Raw genomic sequence first — 351 nt, 5'->3', positions numbered from 1 at the left:
TCGCTGCCGAAGGGGGCTTGCCACCGCCCTGGCGTCCGGCTGGCTCATGGTGATCCTCGGCGCGTTCCAGATCGCCGGGGCCGTCATGGCGCGCCGATGGATCGGTTCGGTCGTCGCCACGATGAACGGATTGCTCTACGGCGGCATCGGCATCGTCCTCTTCTCCGATTACGCCGGAGATTCGGCCGGATTGATGCTGGCGGTCGCCGTCCTCGTGACCACCATGGCCCTGTCGAGGATTGGGCTGGGATTGATCAAATCGTACACGCATCGCGAGGTTTCGGTCTTCCACGGCGCCTTCGGGCTGCTCATCGCGGGGATGATCCTCGCGGCCTGGTACGGAGGGCTCCT

Annotated in this window: 1 protein-coding gene; it reads left to right on the top strand. The window is 65.5% G+C overall.

What is annotated here, in order from left to right:
- Positions 1 to 46 precede the first annotated feature (46 nt).
- On the top strand, positions 47 to 351 hold a 305-nt coding region (locus tag AB1L30_RS00420), incomplete at its 3' end, for a hypothetical protein (protein ID WP_367011381.1).

Source organism: Bremerella sp. JC817 (assembly GCF_040718835.1).
In the GTDB taxonomy this organism is placed as follows: Bacteria; Planctomycetota; Planctomycetia; order Pirellulales; family Pirellulaceae; genus Bremerella.
The sequence above is the reverse complement of the archived record's forward strand: the minus strand, read 5'-3'. Positions and strand labels throughout refer to the sequence as shown.